This window comes from Parviterribacter multiflagellatus (genome assembly GCF_056863265.1).
In genome coordinates this window covers 202,285-220,549 of sequence record NZ_JBXPIZ010000007.1, presented here as the reverse complement: position 1 = coordinate 220,549, position 18,265 = coordinate 202,285, and the positions used below count along the sequence as shown (strand labels likewise).

The window sequence follows — 18,265 nt, the reverse complement described above, 5'->3', positions numbered from 1 at the left end:
CGCTCGCCGCCTCCCGCACCCATCGGGCGGCGGCGAGCGACCGGGTCAGAACAGGGCGCCCTGCTCGGGGTTCACCGCCGGCGTCCCGCCCGGCCGCCCCGACGGGCCGGGCTTGCGCGTCACCGCGCGCCGGACCGGCTGACCCGCCGGCCGCTGCCGCACGACCGGCCCGACGCTCTCCGTGTCCTTCGCGGCGTTGCGCAGGTCCGCCGGCCAGGTCGCGTGCCGGCGCCCCGGCCGCACGCCCGTCTCGCGCTCGACCGCGTCCTTGCCGCGGCGCAGCACGCGCGCGAGCCGCTCGCGCTCGTCCTTCGGCGCGTACGACCGGCGCCCGCCGTACAGCTCCTCGTACCGCGGCACGAGCTCGGGCCGGTAGGAGCGCAGCCAGTCCATGAAGACCTCCTTCACCCCCGGCCGCAGGTGCAGCGCGATGCCGCCTACGCCCGTCGCGCCCGCCTCGGCCGCCATCGCCAGGATGCGCTCGACCTGCTTGGGCGAGTCGTTGATCCCCGGCATCAGCGGCGCGACGAGGATGCCGCACGGGATGCCCTGCCGGTTCAGCTCGGCGACCGCCTCCATCCGCGCCTTGGGGTTCGGCGTGTGCGGCTCGGTCGCCCGCCACGCCTTCTCCTCCATCGTCGGGATCGACAGGTTCGCGCTGATCGTGGTGACCGCCGCGATCTCCTTCATCAGGTCGAGGTCGCGCAGCAGCAGCGGCGACTTGGTGAGGATCGAGCACGGGTTCGCGAAGTCCCGCATCGCCTCCCAGATCCCCCGCATGAGCTTGTAGCGCCCCTCGACCCACTGGTACGGGTCGGTGTTCGTGCCCAGCGCGACGTGCTCGCCCTTCCACGACTTGCGCGCCAGCTCGACGCGCAGCACCTCGGGCACGTTGACCTTGACGACGATCTCCTTCTCGAAGTCCCGCCCCGCGTCGAAGTCGAGGTAGGTGTGCGTCGGGCGGGCGAAGCAGTTGTGGCTCACGACCCCGTCCGCGATGAAGTCGCCCGTGCCGGTTGTGATGTCGTACAGCCGCATCGCGACGCCGAGCGCCTCCACGGAGATGACCTGCGTGTGCTTGCCCGCGGTGACCTCCGCTCCCTGCACGCGCCGCTTACGGGTGATCGCGGGGTCGCACAGGTGCAGGAACCGCATCGACTCGCGGAGCCCGCCGCGCAGGTGCAGGAACGCGACGCCGGGCCGGTGAGGCGCGGCCTCCTCGTCGACCGTGAAGCCGAAGTGGCGCAGGCAGGCGAGCGTGAGCCGCACGAGCTGCCGGTCGTTCGTCGTCACCTGGAGCGCCTGCGTCCGCGCGCGCCCGCGCGTGTCGAACACGCCAGCGAGGAACCCCTTGCGCCACTGGTCGTTGGGCCACATCGGCAGCCGGACGAACTCGCGCACGCGCGCGACCGCGGCGCGCCGCGGCGCCACCCCAGGCCCGATCTCGCCGGCGTACCGGAGCCGGTCGGTCGCCAGTCCCGCCTGCTCGAGGAAGGCCCGCGTGCGCTCCACCGCCTCGCCGTCCGCGAACGCCAGCTCCGCGTCGCCGCGCGCGACCCCGCACAGGTACCCGAGCCGGTAGTCCGTGTCGTGCTCGGGCGCAACCGGGAAGCGGCCCGTTCCCAGCAACCGGTTCGCCGTCGTCAGGTGCGGCCGCCGATCCGGCCCCTGCTGCGCGCCGACGACGTGCTTCCACCCGCGGTTGGTGAGGAACCGATGGTCGCCGCTCGAGATCAGCTCCGTCGCATCCGCGAGCGTCGTCCGGTACGCCGGCTTGATCGACGACCACACGTCGAGGACCTCCGTCTCGACGTAGCGCCGTGAGCCCTCGTCGACCTGCGTCCCCACGATCCGGTCCCCCACGCGCAGCTGCGCCATCGGCTTCGTGCGCCCGTCCGCGAGCAGGATCGGCGTCTCGCCGGCGAGGCAGTACGTGCACGCGTGCGAGCAGCCGCGGTACGGGTTGATGGTCCACCGGAACGGGACCTGCGACGCTTCCGGGACGCGGTTGAGGGCCGACTTCGCGCGGACCTCGTAGAAGCGGGTCTCGAGGGCCTCGGGCGCGTCGAAGCGGCGGACGACCGCCTCGTCGCGGTAGCCGGGGAGGCGGGCCTGCTCGTCGGCGGCGATGGTGAGGTTGCTCCAGCGCACGAACGTATGTTCGCACACCCCGCGGACGCGACCGCGCCCGGCCCTACGATCCGCGCCGACCATGCCCCTCGCCATCCGCCCCGCCACGCAGGACGACCTCGATGCCGTCCTCCCCCTCTTCGCCGGCTACCAGCGCTTCTACGGCGTCGCCACGCCGGACGACGACCGCAACCGCGCGTTCCTCAGCGGCAGCTTCATCGCCCCGAGCGACCGCGGCCTGCTGCTGCTCGCGCACGACGACGCGCAGCTGCTCGGGTTCGCGAACGTCTACTGGACGTTCGAGTCGGTCGCCGCGACCGAGCACGCGATCATGAACGACCTGTTCGTCGTCGATGCCGCGCGCGGCAAGGGCGTCGGGCGCGCGCTGATCGAGGCGAGCGCCGCCGCCGCGCGGGAGCGCGGCATCCCGAGCCTCAGCTGGGTGACCGCGCTGGACAACCGCCGCGCGCAGCGGCTGTACGAGCAGACCGGCGCCGACCGCAGCGCCTGGTTCGAGTACGCGCTGGACACCTGACGCGCAATCGTCCACCCGTCCAGCGGGACACCCTCGTCCCGGTACGATCAGCCGTGCTGATGCGGGAAACGGCGATCGGCCAGCGTGCCGGTCGCCTGCCCCGCGGCTCAGACCTCGAGCCAGGGCGCCGGGTAGCGCATCGTCCCGCGCACGTCCTCGCTCCACCCCGGGAGCCGCAGCGCCCGCCACGCCTCCGGCTGCTCGAGCTTGAACGGCGCGCGCACGCCGAGGCGCCGCGCCGGCTCGAACCCGAGCTTCGCGTAGAACGCCGGGTGGCCGAGCACGACGATCAGCGGGTACGCCGTCTCCTCGCGCGCGCGGCGCACCGCCTCGCGGGTCAGCGCGCGGCCGATGCCCTGTCGCTGCGCCTCCGGCAGCACGCCGAGCGGCCCCAACGCCAGCACCGCGTGCTCCCCGACGACCGCCTCCGACAGCAGGACGTGGCCGCGGAGCTCCTCGTCGACCAGCGAGATCACGGGCTCCAGCGCCGCCACGAGCTCGGCCTCGGCCTCCCGCCCGAAGGCCTCGCGGTGGATCCGCGCGATCGCCTCCGCGTCGGCGTCGGCCGCGGCGCGGATCATCCCCCGGCGCGGGCGAGCAGCGACTCCTCGCCTGCCAGCGTCTGCGAGGTCGCCGAGGTGATCTCGACGTGCGCGATGTCGCCGGGCGACGCGAAGCCCGTGAAGTTGACGACCTTGCCGTGCCGGCAGCGCCCGCGGAGCTTGGTCGGGTCGTTGCGCGACGTGCCCTCGACGAGCACCTCGAGCGTCCGGCCCACGAACCGCTGCGCGCGCTCGCGGGCGCCCTTCTGCACGGCCTCGACGAGCCGCTCCATCCGCGCGACGGACACCTCGTGCGGGACGAACCGGTCCGAGAGCTCGGCCGCCTCGGTCCCCCGCCGCGGCGAGTAGATGAACGTGAACGCGCTGTCGTACCCGACCTGCTCGACCACGTCGAGCGTGTGCTCGAAGTCCTCCTCGGTCTCGCCGGGGAAGCCGACGATGATGTCGGTCGTCAGCGCGACGTCCGGCACGTGCTCGCGGATCAGCGCGACGCGATCCAGGTAGCGCTCCTTGGAGTACGTCCGGCGCATCGCCTTGAGGATCGGCGTCGAGCCCGACTGCAGCGGCAGGTGGATGTGCTCGCACAGCGACCGCAGCTCGGCGTGCGCGGTGATGACGTCCTCGCGCATGTCCTTCGGGTGCGGCGACGTGTAGCGCACGCGGCCGATGCCGGTCGCGTCGATCGCGCGCAGCAGCTCGGCGAAAGTGCGGCGATCGGGACGCAGATCACGCCCGTAGGAGTTGACGTTCTGGCCCAGGAGCGTGACCTCCTGGACGCCGTCCGCCACCAGCCGCTCGGCCTCGGCGACCAGCTCGTCGAACGGCCGCGAGACCTCGACGCCGCGGGTCGACGGGACGATGCAGTACGAGCACCGGCAGTTGCAGCCGACGCTGATCTGCATCCACGCCTGGAAGTCGCGCGCGCGGCGCATCGGCAGGTGGCCGGTGAAGCCCTCGAACTCGAAGAAGCCCTGCGCCGTCAGCGAGTCGGACGTGAGGAACTCCGCGAGCTTGTGCACCTGCCCGGGCCCGAACGCGACGTCGACGAACGGGAACTGGCGGAACACCTCCTCCTTGACCGACTGCGCCCAGCAGCCGCCCACGCCGATCACGCGCTCCGGATCGGCGCGCTTCAGGGCCGCCGCCTTGTTGAGGTGCGCGATGAAGCGCTCGTCGGCCTTCTCGCGGATCGAGCAGGTGTTGAAGAGGATCAGCTCGGCGTCCTCCGCCGAGCCCGCCTCCGCGTACCCGAGCGACTCGAGCATGCCCTTCATGCGCTCGCTGTCGTGCTCGTTCATCTGGCACCCGAAGGTGGTGACGTGGTAGCGGCGGCTCATCGCCGAAGGAGTCTAGGACTGCTTGCGGGGGCCGCCGGGCCACAGCGGCCTGCCCGCGTGCCAGGTCGCCCACAGCGCGTACGCCGCGCCGAGCACGCTCACGCCGATCGCGATCCACGCGCCGTTGACCGCGAGCAGGACGCCGAACCCGAGGGCGACCAGCAGCAGCGGGACGATGAACCACCACAGCCGCTGGTCGTCCGGATCCATGGGTCCAGGTTCTAGCGCACCGTCGTGATCTTCACCTCACGGCCGATGCCGGACGCGAGGTTGCCGTCGTTGATGAGCACGAACACGCGGTACGTGCCGCCGCTGCGGATGCGCACGCGCTTCGTGAAGCCCGAGTACGTCGCGCCGCCGCCACGGGTGATCGAGCCCGCGAGCGTCGCCCACTGCCCGTCCTTCGTGCGCTTCTGCACCGCGAACTGCGCGCCGGCGCGCGCGGGCCGGATCGTTCCGGAGAACCGGACGAGCGAGCCGCGCTTGACGTTCTTCGTCTTGCTCACGTTCGTCTTCACGCGCACCGCCAGCGGCAGCGTCAGGACGCCGCTCGCGACGTTCGGCTTGTCGACGGTGACGACGCGGAACTGGGTCGTCGCGCCGATGCCGGTGAGCAGCGCGAACCCGAACACGCCATTCGCGTCGGTGACGACCGCGTTGCCGACCTGCGCCCACGGCGCGGTGAAGGGGAACGGGCGCTGCTGCAGCGCGACGGCCTTGCCGCCGTTCCCCGTGCCGGTGAGCGTGCCGCTGATCGTCGTCGCCTGGCCGATCTCGACCGGGTTGGGCGTCGCGGAGATCTGCAGGCCGAGCGGCTGCGGCTTGGTCTTGAACGAGCGGGCCGAGCCGGAGCGCACGCCGCTCGCGTTCGAGGCGACGAGGCGGTAGTGGATCGTCGTGTTCGCCGGCAGGCCGCTCAGGTCGGCGCGGAACGTCCTCGCGCTGGTGCCCTTGCCGGCCGGCTGGTCGGCCGTCCGCGAGCCGTACGAGCGGGACGTCCCGTACTCGAAGTAGTAGGTCGTGGCGACGCCGTTGGGATCGACCTTGCCCGAGACCTGCGCGGTGTTCGACGTGACCTTCGCCGCGCCGCCGGTCGACACCCCGGGCGGATCCGCGAGCGCGGGCGCGGCCGACGCCGTCGACCCCACGAGGACGGCGAGCGCCGCCAGCACGATCTTCTTCATCTGGTTCCCCCTGCCACAGGTTCGGTTCCGCCCGGATTCAACCCCGAGCGCGGCGTGAAACTACCGCTCGGTGCAGCGGAGATCAGCGTGCGTACTCGACGGCGCGGGACTCGCGGATCACCGTGACCTTGATCTGGCCGGGGTATTCCAGCTCCTTCTCGATTTCCCTGGCAATTTCATGAGAAAGCAGGGCCATGCCGTCGTCGTCGATCGTTCCCGGGGCGACCATGATCCGGATCTCGCGCCCGGCCTGCATCGCGTAGACCTTGTCGACGCCGGGGTGGCGCTGGGCGATCTGCTCCAGCTCCCGCAGGCGCTTGACGTACGACTCGAGCGACTCGCCGCGTGCGCCGGGGCGGGCGCCTGACAGCGCGTCGGCGGCCTGGACGATCACGGCTTCGACGGTCTGCGGCTCGACCTCGTTGTGGTGCGCCTCCATCGCGTGCGCGACCGACTCCTCCTCGCCGTGGCGGCGGACCAGCTCGCCGCCGACCAGCGCGTGCGGGCCCTCGACCTCGTGGGAGACCGCCTTGCCGATGTCGTGCAGCAGCGCGGCGCGGCGCGCGGTCTTGGCGGAGGCGCCGAGCTCGTCGGCCATGATCGCCGCCAGGTGCGCGCACTCGACGGAGTGCGCGAGGACGTTCTGCCCGTAGCTCGTGCGGAACTTCAGGCGGCCGAGGAGCTTGATCAGCTCGGCGTCGAGGCCCTGGACGTTCGCGTCGAACGCGGCGGTCTCGCCAACCTCGACGATGTGGGCGTCGAGCTCGGACTTGGCCTGGTAGTAGGCCTCCTCGATGCGCGCCGGGTGGATGCGCCCGTCTTGGAGGAGCTTCTCGAGCGTCATCCGCGCGAGCTCTCTCCTGACCCCGTCGAAGCCGCTGAGGACGACCGCGTTGGGCGTGTCGTCGATGATGAAGTCGATCCCGGTGAGGTTCTCCAGCGCGCGGATGTTGCGCCCCTCACGGCCGATGATGCGGCCCTTCATGTCGTCGCTCTGGAGCTGGACGACGGAGACGGTGGTCTCGGCGGCGTGGCTCGCCGCCAGCCGCTGCATCGCGACGGCGAGGATGCTGCGGACGCGGCGCTCGGCGTCGCGCTTGGTCTGCTCCTCGACCTGGCGGAGCGTCTTGACGGCCTGGTGGCGCGCCTGGTCCTCGACCTCCTTGGCCAGGTGCTGCTTGGCCTCCGAGGCGGTCATGCCGGAGACCCGCTCGAGCGCGCGCTCGTGTTCTGTGCGCGCCTGCTCGAGCCTGAGGCGCTCCTCCTCGAGCGCCTCGGAGCGCGTCGCCATCTCGGCGGCGCGCTGCTCGAGCTCGGCGGCACGGACCTCCAGCTCGGTCGCGCGCTGGCGCAGCTCGCTCGCGCGCTGCTCCAGCTCACCCTCCCGGGCGCGGAGCGCGGCGCGAGCCTCGTCCGTCGCGGCGCTGCCGTTGCCCGCGGCGGGGACGAACCCCGCGGTGGCGACGGCCGGCCGCCGGAACACGGCCGCAGCGGCGACGAGTCCCACCGCCACCACCACCGCCGCGATCACCAGTTCCATCGTGTGTCTCTCCCCCGAGAGCGCGCCGGAGCGCGCTCCAAGTCCTGTCATCTGAAGTTGGAGCGACGGACCGAGCGTGCGATGCACGTCCGGGGCTGGGACATCTGTGGTGCGGCGCGAGGCGCCGCGCTTGCGGCTACGACTGGTTGCTGGTGGTCGTGGTCAGAGCGTCGTGGTGGCCGAAGCGGTTCAAAAGCGGTGGTTTGCTGCCCTTTCGCGCCCTCGCGGGCCCGGTTCGTCGATGGGCGGATGCTAGTGCTCGGCGCGACACCCTGCAATGCGGTGCCGCCCCGTTGCAGGAGCGGGCCTGCGCGCTGACCTCCCGAGGACGACGGTGGATGCCGGCGGCGTCGGCCGCCCGGCGAATGACGCGTTGGTCCCGGCATGCGGGACCAAGACGTCGATCGTGTCCGCCGGGGCGGCGGGGCAGCAACGCAGCGGCGTCAGCCGCGCCCGAGGGCGCGGATGGCGTCGTAGGCGAGGTCGAGGTCGTAGCCCTTGCGGACCAGGAAGCCGAGGGCGCGCTCACGGTCACGGTCGGTCTCGGGGACCAGGCCGCGGAGCTTGCGGCGCAGGAGCTCGACGGCGGCGTCGAGCTCTGCCGCGTGGTCCTGCTCCGAGACGGCCGCGTCGATGTCGGCCGCGTCGATGCCGAGCGTCGTGAGCTTGCGCGCGATGCGCTCGGCCCCCCACCCGTCGAGCGTCCGCCGATCCTCCGCGAAGCGCTGGGCGTAGCGGGCGTCGTCGAGGTAGCCGAGCTCGGACAGCTCGGCCACCGCGGCGTCGATCGACGCCGGCTCGCAACGCTTGGCCTCCAGGTGGCGCCGCACCTCCGCGACCGAGCGGTCGCGGTGGCTCAGGTAGCGGTACGCGAAGTCCAGCGCCCGCCGGAGGCGGGCGTCAGGATCGGCATCGACTTCCGTCACGTGATCGGCGGCTCCTCCACCGAACGACGCCGGGAGGGCGCTCAAGCCGCGGAGCCCGCGATCTCCGGCACGGCGGCGAGATCCTTGTCCTCGCCGATCTCCTGGACCGCGTCGCGGTCGATCCCCAGCGCCTCGTAGATCTTGGCCTCGATCTCGGCCATGACCTCACGGTGCTCGTTGAGGTAGTTCTTGACGTTGTTGCGCCCCTGGCCGAGCCGCTCGTCGCCGTACGAGAAGAACGAGCCGGACTTCGTGACGATGCCGTGCTCGATCCCCAGGTCGAGGATGCAGCCGGCGGTCGAGATGCCCTTGCCGAACTCGATGTCGAACTCGGCCTGCCGGAACGGCGGCGCGACCTTGTTCTTGACGACCTTCACGCGCACGCGGTTGCCGACCGCCTCGGTGCCCTCCTTGAGGGTCTCGATGCGGCGGATGTCGAGGCGCTGCGACGAGTAGAACTTCAGCGCGCGACCGCCCGGCTGCGTCTCCGGCGAGCCGAACATCACGCCGACCTTCTCGCGGATCTGGTTCGTGAAGAGGCAGAGCGTGCCGGTGCGGTTCAGGTTGCCGGCGAGCTTGCGCATCGCCTGCGACATCATCCGCGCCTGCAGGCCGACGGTCGTGTCGCCCATCTGGCCCTCGAGCTCGGCGCGCGGCGTCAGCGCGGCGACCGAGTCGACGCAGACGATGTCGACGGCGCTCGAGCGGACGAGCATGTCGGCGATCTCGAGCGCCTGCTCGCCGTAGTCGGGCTGCGACACGAGCAGCTCGTCGATGTCGACGCCGATCTCCCGCGCGTACAGCGGGTCCATCGCGTGCTCGGCGTCGATGAACGCGCACACGCCGCCGAGGCGCTGGGCCTCCGCGATGATGTGGTACATCAGCGTCGTCTTACCGGACGACTCCGGGCCGAACACCTCGACGATGCGGCCGCGCGGCACGCCGCCGATGCCCAGCGCGAGGTCGAGCGACAGCGCTCCCGTCGGGATCGCCTGCACCTTCACCTGGGCACCTTCGTCGCCCATGCGCATGACGGTGCCCTTGCCGAACTGACGCTCGATCTGGGACAGCGCGCCCTGCAGGGCGGCGTCGCGCGCCTTGGCGGCCTTCTCCTGTTCGCTCACGGCCATGGTTCTTCTCGCTCTCTTCTCACGCGGACGACGGGAACTATGAAACGGCCGTCGGACGGAACCGCCACGAACACCCGTTCGCCCGACGTCACGGGACGGCAACTTACGACCCACGAAGTTGCGCAACTGCGACAGGTCGCAAGGGAACTGCGCCAACTTCGCCGAACGTCCGACGCAGATGCTCACGGACGACCGCGCAGCGACCACCATCGACGACCTCATCGCGGCAGCCCGCAGGGTCGGCGCCGACGACCTCTCCACCCCGGTCCCGGTGCGTGGCGACGGCGAGCTGAGCCAGGTCGCCGCCGCCTTCAACGCGATGATGGAGCGGCTCACCGCGAGCCGCAGCGAGCTCGTCCACCAGGCGTTCCACGACGCGCTCACCGGCCTCCCCAACCGCGCGCTCTTCCACGACCGCACGCGCCACGCGCTCGCGCGCGCGACCCGGAGCAGGACCGGCGTCGCGGTCCTCTTCCTCGACCTCGACGACTTCAAGGCCGTCAACGACGGCCTGGGCCACGACGCGGGCGACGAGCTGCTGCGCACGGTCAGCGCGCGCCTGCACGAGGCCCTCCGCGCCGGCGACACGATCGCGCGCCTGGGCGGCGACGAGTTCGCCGTGCTGCTCGAGCACGTCACCGACGTCGCGCAGGCCGAGACGACCGCGACGCGGCTCTCCGACGCCCTCTCGCTGCCGGTGAAGCTCGGCGGCCGGCAGGCGACGGTGGGCGCGTCGATCGGCATCGCGATGGCGGGCGCCGACGAGACCGCCGGCCGCATCCTGCGCAACGCCGACGTCGCGATGTACGCCGCGAAGGCCGCCGGCCGCGGCTGCCACCGCCTCTTCGAGGAGGGCATGCACGAGAAGGCCTTCAGCCGCATGACGCTCGTCGAGGAGCTGCGCGAGGCGCTCCGTCGCGGCGACTTCCGGCTCGCCTACCAGCCGATGCACGACCTCACGACGGGCCGGGTCGTCGCGGTCGAGGCGCTCCTGCGCTGGGACCATCCCGAGCGCGGCGTGGTCGCGCCCGGCGACTTCATCCCCGCCGCCGAGGAGTCCGGCCTGATCGTCCCCATCGGCCGCTGGGTCATCCAGGAGGCGTGCCGCGAGGCCGCCGCGCTCCAGCGCCTGCCCGGCACTGCACAGGACCTCACCGTCGCGGTCAACCTCTCCCCCCGCCAGCTCGAGGACCCTGGCCTCGTCGACGACGTCGCGGGCGCGCTGCGCGAGTCCGGCATCGACCCGGCGACGCTCGTGCTGGAGCTGACCGAGAGCGAGCTGACCGCCGACCTCGCCGCCGCCGCGCCGCTCCTCTTCCGCCTCAAGCGGCTCGGGATCCGGCTGGCGCTCGACGACATCGGCACGGGCTACAGCCGCTGGAGCTACCTCCGCAGCTTCCCGGTCGACATCCTCAAGCTCGACCGCGAGCTGATCGCCTCCGCCGACGGCGCCGACGCCCGCCTCACGCGCGCGCTGCTCGGCCTCGGGCGGGAGCTGGAGCTGGCGACCGTCGCGGAGGGCATCGAGCGGCCCGAGCAGCTCGACGAGCTGCGCCGGCTGGGCTGCGACATCGGCCAGGGCTTCCTGTTCGCCGGCCCGATGGACGCCTCGCAGCTCGCGTGGGAGCTGGCGTCAGCGGGCGACGAGCTGGACGCCGAGCGTCTCGACGCGCTGCACCCCGCCGCCCCGCGCCTCGAGCCGTAGGACGACGCGCCGCAGCGTCCCGCGCCGCACCGCGCGCCGCGCGGCCGCCGACAGCTTCACCCGGAACAGCTCCCGCCTGCCGCCGGAGAGCCGCCGCATCGCGCGCCCGATCACCGTCCCGCGCGAGGTCGAGCGGCGGACGGTCGTGGTCAGCTCGCACGCTCGCGCGCACGTCGCCGACACGAGCACCCCGCGGGACAGGACCGTCGCGCGGCGCTGGCGGCGCGCGGTGGTGGAACGAACGGCGAACGCCGGCGGGTCGGGCACGGTCTGCGGCGCGGGCGCGGTCGGCGGCGGCACGAGGTCCCCACCGCCCGCGGCCGGCGTGCACGGCGTCAGCGCCCGCCGCTCCCCGATCCCGACGACCACGCGGTTCTCCGCGAGCACGGCCCCGTCGGCGCCCGTGCACGTCAGCGTCCACGCCTCGGTCCGCCCCGCCTTGCGCTCGAACGGCCGCGTCGACGGCGTGACGTGCCAGGTGAACTGCCCCGACGGCGGGACGACCAGCGACGTGTCGAGCCCGTCGTCGAGCAGCATCGCCTCGCCGGGCAGCGGGCAGTCGGTGCTGCCGCCCGCGTAGCCGAGCGGGCAGACGCGGCTCGTGGCGGTCTTGAACGCCCGGTGCAGCCGCAGCGTCGCGCCGGCCGGCGCGCTCCCCTCCAGCACGCTGTGGTCGCGCACGTCGCCCGCCTGCTCCCCCGCCAGGAGGAGCGCCTCGCGGATGCCGTCGCCGTCGTCGCGCTCGCCGTCCGGGCCGAGGTACTGGTCGATCACGTGCGTCGCGTAGCTGCCGTGGAAGTCCGAGCTGCTCGACGGCCCGAGCTCGATCGTGTACCCGAACGCGTTCTGCGCGACGTAGTTCCAGTCCTCGGTCGCGCCGGTGACCTCGTACAGCTCGTAGCCGTACTCCGACGCGTAGTCCGGGCCCGCCGCGGCGGCCATCGCGTCACCGAGCGCCTTCAGCCGCGCCTCGTCCGGCGCCAGGCCGAGCTCCTCGAAGCCCGGCGGCCGCAGCACCAGCGCCGCGATGTTGTGGATCGAGGTGAAGTTCGTGATGTGCAGCCGCTGGCTGAGCTCGTGGATCGCGGCGCTCTCGGGCTCCGACCACGGCCCCGGCCCGCGGTAGGTCTCGGTCAGCGGCAGCGTCGATGCGCCGTTGCCGCCCCAGAACGCGCCGTAGTTGCGGTTGAGGTCGACGCCGCTCGCGCAGCCGCCTGCGCAGTTCTTGCGCTGGTTGTGGTTCGGGCCGGTGCCGGCCACCGCGGTCCCGCGCGATTCGAGGAACCCGTCGGGGTTCGTGACGGGGAAGATCAGGACCCGCACGGCGTCGAGCAGCCGCGTGATCCGCGCGTCGCCGCCGTAGCCGCCGGCCAGGTCGCGCGCCAGCTCCATCGCGACCTCCCCCGACGGCCACTCGCGCGCGTGGTGCAGGCCGATCACCATGAAGACCGGCCGCCCGTCGGAGGGCGAACCGGCGCCGCTGGCGATCTCGACGCCCTGGATCGGCCGGCCCTGGACCGACGCGCGCGGGAGGTCGAGCCGCCGCACGAGGCCGGGATGCGCGGTCGCAAGCGCCTGCAGCTCGCTCGCGTAGTCGGCGGGGACGCGGTACTGCGTGCGGCCGCTCGGGAGCGCGGAGCGCTTCGCGCGCCGGTTCGCCCGGAGCGTCCGCAGCGTGCGCGCGCGGGTGTCGGCGACGAGCGTCCGGCCGCGGTACCCGGCGGCCGTGAGGCGCCGGCGCGCGGTGTCGTCGGGGAGCAGGATGCGCGCCGTCGTATCCGTCCGGCCGATCAGGTCGAACCCCTGTCGCTGGAGCGTCTCCGCGGCGAGCGGCCCGCTGACGTGCACCTCGACGACCGACTCGGCCGCAACCGCGGTGCCGGGCGCGACGGCCGGCACGACGCCCAGCGCGACGCCGGCGAGAGCGGTGAGGACGGCGGCGAGGCGGCGCATGGCTCAGGCGCGCGGGAGGTCGGCCCGCGCGAGCGGAGCGTACCTCGCCCCACCCGGGCCCAGCCGCGATTCGTAGAGCGTCACCGCGGTGGCCGCGAACGGCGGGCGCGGCGGCACGTCGGGCAGGGCGCCCGCGACCCGGGCGCCGCGCCGGGCCCGGGCGATGGTCACGTGTGGGCGGAACGGGCGCTCGTCGGGCGTGAAGTCGGCCGCCGCGACCAGCCCCGCCGTCAGCCGCGCGTGCAGCGCCGCCGCCGCGCCGGATGGATCGGCGAGATCGACGGCGAGGACCGACCGCCGCCCGAGCCACGCCGGCGCGCGGAGGGCGAGGCCGGCGACGGGCCCGGGCCCGGAGGCGACGGCGTCGTGCACGGCCGCCGCGAGCGCCGGGACGACCGCCTCGTCGCGCTCCCCGAGGAACGCGAGCGTGACGTGGTACGAGGACGCCGGCAGCACGCGCAGGCCCGGCCGCTCCGCCGCCTGCCCCACCTCCTCGAGCGCGGCGACGACGTCCTCCGGCAGGTCGAGCGCGACGAACAGGCGCACGCCGGCCAGCCCGCCCGCGCGTCAGTCGCTCTCGCCGAGCAGCAGGCGGCGGATCATGTGCATCGCCACCGTCGTCGAGCGGTCGCGCACGTCGAACCGCGAGCCCGGCAGGTTCGCGCGGCGCGTCAGCGAGCGGTCGCCGTGGCAGACCGAGAAGCACACGGTCCCGACCGGCTTCTCCGGCGTCCCGCCGCCCGGCCCCGCGATGCCCGTGATGCCCACGCCGACGTCTGCGCCCAGCGCCGAAGCGGCACCCCGCGCCAGCGCGACCGCGACCTCGGTCGACACCGCGCCGTGCGCCTCGATCAGGTCCGCCGGCACGCCGGCGAGCGCGGTCTTCGCCTCGTTCGCGTACACGACGAGCCCGCCGAGCACGTACGCGGACGAGCCCGCCCGGTCGGTCAGCCGCCCCGCGAGCAGCCCGCCCGTGCAGGACTCGGCGGTCGCGATGGTCAGCGAGCGCTCGAGCAGCAGCCCGGCGACCTGCTCGTCGACCGTCGTCCCGTCGTCGCTGAAGAGCGTGTCCGCGTGCCGCTCGCGGACCACGGCGGCGAACGCGTCGTAGACCGGCTGCAGCGGCGGCTCCCACCGCGTGACGACCTCGACCTCCCCGCGGCGCAGGCACGTCGTGATCTCCAGCGCGTCGATGTCGATGCCGCGCCCGCGCGCCACGCGTAGCGTCTCCGCGATCTCCGACTCCGGGATGCCGAACATCCGCAGCTCCTGCGAGCGGTACTCCGTCGCGTCCCCCAGCGCCGCGCGGAACTCCGGCGTCGCGACGGCCGCGCTCCACATCGGTTGCAGCTCGCGCGGCGGCCCGGGCAGCACGACGACCGTCGGCCGGCCGCGCTCGGCGGGCGTGACCACGAAGCCCGGCGCGGTGCCGACCGGCTCGAGGATCGCGGCCTGGTCGGGCACCAGCGCCTGCTTGCGGTTGCCCTTGCGCACGGCCTCCAGGTCGAGGTCCGGCCAGCGCGCCGTCAGCTTCTCGAGGATCTTCGCGATGCGGCCTTCGAGCGCCTCGTCCAGCTCGAAGTCGCGCCCGCTGAACTGGGCGACGATCTCGGCCGTCAGGTCGTCCTCGGTCGGCCCGAGGCCGCCGCTGGTGACGATCAGGTCGACCTTCTCGGACGCGAGGAACTCCAGCGCCGCCAGAAGGTCCTCCGGCCGGTCCCCCACGACGACGGTGTGCGCGTGGTCGAGCCCGACCTCCGCCAGCCGCTCGGACAGCCACGGGCCGTTGGCGTCGGCGACCCGGCCGGTGAGGACCTCCGTCCCCGTGACGACGATGCCCGCGCGTGCGCTCACGCGCCGCAGGTCGGCCGCCGGGACTCGGCCAGGTCGGTGCGCCCGTTCGGCGTGATCGTGTAGCCGATCGGCCCGCTGGACGCCGGCACCGTCCGGCTGCGCCCGTTGATCCGCAGCGACACCTGGTTGTTGCCCAGCACGAGGCGGAAGCGCTGCGAGCGGAACGTCTCCGTCTTGTCGCCCGCGGACAGCAGCTGGTTGCGCAGCAGCACGCGCCCGCGCCGGTCGACCAGGCACGCGTACACCTCGCCCGTCGCGACGAGCTGGAGCCGCACCGTCTTGGGCGCCGAGGACGCCTTGTCCTTGTCCGAGGACGACTTCGTGCCCTCGCCGTCGCCCGAGCCGCCGCCCTCGCCGGAGCCCTCGCTCTCCTCGGTGGACGTCTGCGCCGGCGGGTTCGCGAGCCCCTCGGGGTCGTCGTCGCCGGACGGATCGCGGCCGACGAAGTACAGCGCGACGACGATGCCGGCCAGGACGAGCCCGATCAGCACCGCCCGCGGCGCACCCGGCCGGCCCTGCCGGCGCCGCTGGCGGTCGCGCTCGCGCTGGTTGGGGCGCCGGATCGGGTGCAGCTCGCCGGTCTCCAGCGGGTCGTGGCGGAGCTTGAAGTCCTCCACGAGCATCTTCGCGTCGAGCCCGAGCGCCTCTGCGTACGTCCGCAGGAAGGAGCGCACGTACGTCGGCCCCGGCAGGAGGTCCCACTCCTCGTTCTCGAGCGCACGGAGGTACTTGGCGCGGATCTTCGTCCGCGCCTCCATGTCGGTGATGTCGATGCGCTGGCGCATGCGCGCCTCGCGGAGTGTGGCCCCGATGTCGGCCATGAGCAGGCCTGAAAGCTAGTCGGTTCCGCTCTGCTTCTCGCGCAGCTGCTCGATGAAGCGCTGCACGTCGCCCGGCGGGACCAGCACCTGACGCGGCTTGGAGCCCTCGTAGCCGGAGATGACGCCGCGCCGCTCGAGCATGTCGATCAGCCGCCCGGCGCGCGTGTAGCCCAGCCGCAGGCGGCGCTGGAGCATCGACGTCGACGCCGTGCCCATCTCCGCCACGAGGTGGATCGCCTCCTCCAGCAGGGGATCCTCGTCCGGGTCGAAGTCGTCCTCGTCCTTGCCGGCGCCCTTCCCGCCGTCGTCGGCGTCCTCGACCTCCTCCAGCAGGTCGTCGCGCAGCTCCGGCTCGCCCTGCTTGCGCCAGTGCTCGGTGATGGCGAGGATCTGCGCCTCGTCGATGTACGCGCCCTGGATGCGCTGGAGCTTGGACGAGCCGACCGGCGAGAAGAGCATGTCGCCCTTGCCGAGTAGCGACTCGGCGCCGTTCTGGTCGAGGATCACGCGCGAGTCGGTCTGCGAGGAGACCGCGAACGCGATGCGCGACGGCACGTTCGCCTTGATCATGCCGGTGATGACGTCCACGCGCGGGGACTGCGTGGCGAGCACGAGGTGGATGCCGACCGCGCGCGCCTTCTGGGCGATGCGGATGATCGAGTCCTCGACGTCGGCCGGGGCGACCATCATCAGGTCGGCGAGCTCGTCGATGATGCAGAGGACGTACGGGAGCGGCTGGTCGCCCCGCTCGGCGCGGTAGCGGTTGAGCTCCGGCAGGTTGCGGGTCTTGGCGAGCGCCATGATCGAGTAGCGCTCCTCCATCTCCTTGACCAGGTTCTGGAGCGCGTTCGCGGCCACCCGCGGGTTCGTGATCACCGGCGTGAGCAGGTGCGGGATGCCCTCGTAGTGGTTGAGCTCGACCTGCTTGGGGTCGACGAGGACGAGCTTGAGCTCGTGCGGCGACGCGTTGAGCAGGACGCTGGAGAGCATCCCGTTGATGCACGCGGACTTGCCCGCGCCGGTCGTGCCGGCGACGAGCAGGTGCGGCATCTTCGCCAGGTCGGCGCCGACCGCCTTGCCCGCGACGTCCTTGCCGAGCCACACGGTGATCGGCGACCAGTCGGCCGGGCGCTGCGTGAACACGTCGCCGAGCTGGACGATCTTGCGGTTCGAGTTCGGGACCTCGATGCCGACCGCGGTCTTGCCGGGGATCGGCGCGAGGATGCGGATGTCGACCGCGGCCAGCGCGTACGCGAGGTCGTCCTTGAGCTGGGCGACCTTCGACATCTTGATGCCGGGCGCGAGCTTGATCTCGTAGCGCGTGATGTGCGGGCCGGAGACCGTGCCGATGACCTTCGCGTCGACGTTGAAGTGGCTCAGCGCGTCGACGAGGTTGCGCGCGGTCTCGGCCTGGCCGGCGGTGTCCGGGCGCGCGTCGGCGGCGCTGGAGCGGCTGAGGACCTTCTTCGGGACCGGCATGCGCCATTGGAACGCGGGGTCGTCGAGGACCGACTGGCGGTAGCGGCCCTGCGGCGTCAGGCCGTTCGGACCGGGATCGACGTGGCGCGTGGCGTCCTCGACCTCGGCGTCCAGCTCGTCCTCGGTTTCCTCCTCGACCGCCTCTGCGGCCTCGGCCTCGGCGGCGGCCTGCTCCAGCGCGGCGGCCTCGGCCTCGGCGAAGATCGCGTCGGCGGCGTCCTCGGGCTCGGGCTCGTCGACCTCGCGCTCCTCGGTGTCGAGCGGGACCGGGTCCTTCGCGGCCGGCTTCTTCGCGCGCCCGCGCGTGAAGCGCTCCTCGGGCACCTCGTCGTCGAGATCGAGGCCGTCGATCGGCTCGAACAGGCCGGGGCTGGTCGGGATGACGACCGGCTCCTCGCCGTCGGGCTCGGGGACCTCGATGCGCTCGGGGCGCTTGCGGGCGGTCGTCTTCGGCGCGCGCGTGCGGGGCGCGGCCTCGCGGGCGGGAGCGACGGTGCGCAGCGCGCGCGTGGTGTCGCTCACCGTGTCCGTGGTCGCCTTGACGACGCTCGCGATCGACGCGCCCGTGAGGAGCAGGACCGCGGCGAGGAAGAGGAAGATCGCGAGCACGTCCATGCCGAACGTGCCGACGAACGTGCCGACCGTGTCCTCCGCCAGCTCGCCGACCGCGCCGCCGTCGACCGCGCCGAACCAGAGCGTCGCGGCCAGGAAGAGGCAGATGCCGCCGCTGCGGAACGGGCGGACCGCGGGCAGGACCGGGCGCAGCACGAGCAGGACGCCGACGGCCGCGAGCGCGGGCGGAACGGCGTACGCCATCTCCCCCAGCAGCGACTGCAGCTGGTCGGTGATCCAGCGTCCCGCCTCGCCGCCGTCGCGGTCGCGGTAGAGGACGAAGCCGGTGAACACCGCCACGGCGACGAACGCGAGGCCCGTCAGGTCCAGGTGGCGCTGCTCGATCTGCGGGCCGCTCCGGCTGGAACGGCGGGCGCGCGAGCGGGGCTTGGGCTTGGCCTTCGCGCGCGAGCTCGTGGTCTTCTTGCGGGGCTTGGCAGCAGTGGGCATGGGCGGCCCGCTCTCCTTCGACACGGGACGCCTTGATCCTGCGCAA

15 protein-coding genes are annotated in these 18,265 nt (G+C 73.0%); 2 read left to right on the top strand and 13 right to left on the bottom strand.

Annotated features, from left to right (window positions below):
* Window positions 1–45: 45 nt before the first annotated feature.
* Window positions 46–2,151 (bottom strand): intein-containing Rv2578c family radical SAM protein, encoded by a 2,106-nt coding sequence (locus tag AC1UE5_RS16650; protein WP_482925502.1) that lies wholly within the window; start codon window positions 2,149–2,151, stop codon window positions 46–48.
* 61 nt (window positions 2,152–2,212) lie between these two features.
* On the opposite strand from AC1UE5_RS16650, the gene AC1UE5_RS16645 reads away from it, so the two are divergent.
* The gene (locus AC1UE5_RS16645; protein WP_482925500.1) at window positions 2,213–2,665 is read left to right on the top strand and encodes a GNAT family N-acetyltransferase; all 453 of its coding nucleotides are present in this window, start codon (window positions 2,213–2,215) and stop codon (window positions 2,663–2,665) included.
* 107 nt (window positions 2,666–2,772) lie between these two features.
* On the opposite strand, the gene AC1UE5_RS16640 is transcribed toward AC1UE5_RS16645, so the two are convergent.
* The 7 genes from AC1UE5_RS16640 to recA all read right to left on the bottom strand — a co-directional run bounded on the left by AC1UE5_RS16640 (window position 2,773) and on the right by recA (window position 9,345).
* On the bottom strand, window positions 2,773–3,246 hold the full coding sequence (locus AC1UE5_RS16640; RefSeq protein ID WP_482925498.1) for a GNAT family N-acetyltransferase: 474 nt from the start codon (window positions 3,244–3,246) through the stop codon (window positions 2,773–2,775).
* Window positions 3,243–4,565: a tRNA (N6-isopentenyl adenosine(37)-C2)-methylthiotransferase MiaB gene (miaB, locus tag AC1UE5_RS16635; protein ID WP_482925496.1), complete on the bottom strand. Its 1,323-nt coding sequence runs from the start codon at window positions 4,563–4,565 to the stop codon at window positions 3,243–3,245. Before miaB ends, AC1UE5_RS16640 begins: the two co-directional genes overlap by 4 nt.
* 12 nt (window positions 4,566–4,577) lie before the next feature.
* A complete protein-coding gene (locus tag AC1UE5_RS16630) occupies window positions 4,578–4,775 on the bottom strand; it encodes a hypothetical protein (protein WP_482925494.1) in 198 nt (65 codons plus the stop codon).
* Between the two features lie 11 nt (window positions 4,776–4,786).
* Window positions 4,787–5,749, bottom strand: coding sequence for an alkaline phosphatase D family protein (locus tag AC1UE5_RS16625; protein WP_482925492.1), 963 nt, complete (start codon window positions 5,747–5,749; stop codon window positions 4,787–4,789).
* An 82-nt stretch (window positions 5,750–5,831) separates the two neighbouring features.
* Window positions 5,832–7,289: a ribonuclease Y gene (gene rny, locus AC1UE5_RS16620; protein ID WP_482925490.1), complete on the bottom strand. Its 1,458-nt coding sequence runs from the start codon at window positions 7,287–7,289 to the stop codon at window positions 5,832–5,834.
* A gap of 443 nt (window positions 7,290–7,732) precedes the next feature.
* Entirely contained in the window at window positions 7,733–8,215 is a 483-nt protein-coding gene (locus tag AC1UE5_RS16615; protein WP_482925488.1) for a regulatory protein RecX, read from the bottom strand.
* Window positions 8,216–8,256: 41 nt separating this feature from the next.
* Window positions 8,257–9,345, bottom strand: coding sequence for a recombinase RecA (gene recA / locus AC1UE5_RS16610; protein WP_482925486.1), 1,089 nt, complete (start codon window positions 9,343–9,345; stop codon window positions 8,257–8,259).
* A 178-nt stretch (window positions 9,346–9,523) separates the two neighbouring features.
* Here recA and AC1UE5_RS16605 point away from each other — a divergent pair, with 178 nt between their 5' ends.
* The gene (locus AC1UE5_RS16605; RefSeq protein ID WP_482925484.1) at window positions 9,524–11,050 is read left to right on the top strand and encodes a putative bifunctional diguanylate cyclase/phosphodiesterase; all 1,527 of its coding nucleotides are present in this window, start codon (window positions 9,524–9,526) and stop codon (window positions 11,048–11,050) included.
* On the opposite strand, the gene AC1UE5_RS16600 is transcribed toward AC1UE5_RS16605, so the two are convergent.
* From AC1UE5_RS16600 to AC1UE5_RS16580, 5 genes are read right to left on the bottom strand one after another with little or no spacing between them, the layout of a single operon-like run.
* The gene (locus tag AC1UE5_RS16600; RefSeq protein WP_482925482.1) at window positions 10,979–13,003 is read right to left on the bottom strand and encodes a M14 family zinc carboxypeptidase; all 2,025 of its coding nucleotides are present in this window, start codon (window positions 13,001–13,003) and stop codon (window positions 10,979–10,981) included. The genes AC1UE5_RS16605 and AC1UE5_RS16600 overlap by 72 nt on opposite strands.
* A 3-nt stretch (window positions 13,004–13,006) precedes the next feature.
* Window positions 13,007–13,549 (bottom strand): RNA 2',3'-cyclic phosphodiesterase, encoded by a 543-nt coding sequence (gene thpR, locus AC1UE5_RS16595; RefSeq protein ID WP_482925480.1) that lies wholly within the window; start codon window positions 13,547–13,549, stop codon window positions 13,007–13,009.
* Between the two features lie 21 nt (window positions 13,550–13,570).
* Complete coding sequence (locus AC1UE5_RS16590) at window positions 13,571–14,857, bottom strand: competence/damage-inducible protein A (RefSeq protein ID WP_482925478.1); 1,287 nt, start codon at window positions 14,855–14,857, stop codon at window positions 13,571–13,573.
* A complete protein-coding gene (locus tag AC1UE5_RS16585; protein ID WP_482925476.1) occupies window positions 14,854–15,678 on the bottom strand; it encodes a helix-turn-helix domain-containing protein in 825 nt (274 codons plus the stop codon). Before AC1UE5_RS16585 ends, AC1UE5_RS16590 begins: the two co-directional genes overlap by 4 nt.
* A 15-nt stretch (window positions 15,679–15,693) precedes the next feature.
* Window positions 15,694–18,219: an FtsK/SpoIIIE family DNA translocase gene (locus tag AC1UE5_RS16580; RefSeq protein ID WP_482925474.1), complete on the bottom strand. Its 2,526-nt coding sequence runs from the start codon at window positions 18,217–18,219 to the stop codon at window positions 15,694–15,696.
* Window positions 18,220–18,265 lie beyond the last annotated feature (46 nt).

Bases quoted from the DNA above. Each gene is read 5' to 3' on its own strand.
- AC1UE5_RS16640 (WP_482925498.1), bottom strand. From the start codon at position 3,246: ATGATCCGCGCCGCGGCCGACGCCGACGCGGAGGCGATCGCGCGGATC.
- AC1UE5_RS16625 (WP_482925492.1), bottom strand. From the start codon at position 5,749: ATGAAGAAGATCGTGCTGGCGGCGCTCGCCGTCCTCGTGGGGTCGACG.
- AC1UE5_RS16605 (WP_482925484.1), top strand. From the start codon at position 9,524: ATGCTCACGGACGACCGCGCAGCGACCACCATCGACGACCTCATCGCG.
- AC1UE5_RS16580 (WP_482925474.1), bottom strand. From the start codon at position 18,219: ATGCCCACTGCTGCCAAGCCCCGCAAGAAGACCACGAGCTCGCGCGCG.
- rny (WP_482925490.1), bottom strand. From the start codon at position 7,289: ATGGAACTGGTGATCGCGGCGGTGGTGGTGGCGGTGGGACTCGTCGCC.
- recA (WP_482925486.1), bottom strand. From the start codon at position 9,345: ATGGCCGTGAGCGAACAGGAGAAGGCCGCCAAGGCGCGCGACGCCGCC.
- miaB (WP_482925496.1), bottom strand. From the start codon at position 4,565: ATGAGCCGCCGCTACCACGTCACCACCTTCGGGTGCCAGATGAACGAG.
- AC1UE5_RS16645 (WP_482925500.1), top strand. From the start codon at position 2,213: ATGCCCCTCGCCATCCGCCCCGCCACGCAGGACGACCTCGATGCCGTC.
- AC1UE5_RS16585 (WP_482925476.1), bottom strand. From the start codon at position 15,678: ATGGCCGACATCGGGGCCACACTCCGCGAGGCGCGCATGCGCCAGCGC.
- AC1UE5_RS16630 (WP_482925494.1), bottom strand. From the start codon at position 4,775: ATGGATCCGGACGACCAGCGGCTGTGGTGGTTCATCGTCCCGCTGCTG.
- AC1UE5_RS16600 (WP_482925482.1), bottom strand. From the start codon at position 13,003: ATGCGCCGCCTCGCCGCCGTCCTCACCGCTCTCGCCGGCGTCGCGCTG.